At 35.0% G+C, this 846-nt stretch carries 1 protein-coding gene; it reads left to right on the top strand.

Annotated elements, in window-relative coordinates:
• Window positions 1–846 (top strand): T7SS effector LXG polymorphic toxin (locus CW357_RS18070; RefSeq protein ID WP_206426839.1); only part of this gene is annotated, 846 nt, incomplete at both ends.

The raw sequence follows: 846 nt of genomic DNA, 5'->3' as shown, positions 1-846 counted from the left end.
TAGATGTTGCCGGTATACAGAATGGAATTGAAAAAACGCTCAAATCTTTAAAAAATAAACAAAAGGAAATAGACGCAATCGAAACCGCGGTGCAAGGAATACTAGCCCTTGAAGATGCTTTTAAAGGAAAAAGTGCGGATGCGATGCGAAATTATTATAGAGAAGTGCATTTGCCATTTATCTCTCATTACAAAACTTTTATAGAAGATTACGAGAGTAAACTAACTATTATGGGCAATGAATTGCAAGCGCTTGAGTCTGCAAGTAATGGGAGGATTGTCGAAGCTTTTTTAGCAGAAGATTTACAAAATAGCCTACAAAACACAGCCAATCATACAATCACACTAACAGATGAAACAAATCAAACAATTCTATCCGTACAAGACATTGTAGCTGCACCACTATTAAATGATACATTCTTTCTTGAAGAAGTGGATGATGCAAAAAGCCAAATCAAAGATACGGTAGAAAAAATCCATCAATTTGATTACAATCAAAGTAAAGCTTTAGAAGAATTATCCAACGATGTGTCGAAAATGCAAAACTACATAAATCGTATTCAATCCCATACGAAAAGTGGACAGATACAACTAGAAAACTATACAATCGGCACAGTAAAGAAGTATCAAATCGATGACTTACTTTTAGAAAATACCTGTTCTAGAGAAGACAGTAAAGAAGAGTTACAAAAGAAACTCGCAAATGCAACTAACATAGAAGAATTTTTGAAACTCGCAAAAGAACTAGGTGAAGAAAATTTAACCGATGAACAAAAACGAATCCTCACCTTGTGGGAAACCGCAGAAGGTATCAAAAACGGTGCCTACAAAGCAGGAAAAGAATTCG

It is taken from the genome of Rummeliibacillus sp. TYF005, from assembly GCF_003844195.1.
GTDB lineage: Bacteria > Bacillota > Bacilli > Bacillales_A > Planococcaceae > Rummeliibacillus.
This window is presented reverse-complemented; position numbering and strand designations above follow the sequence as displayed.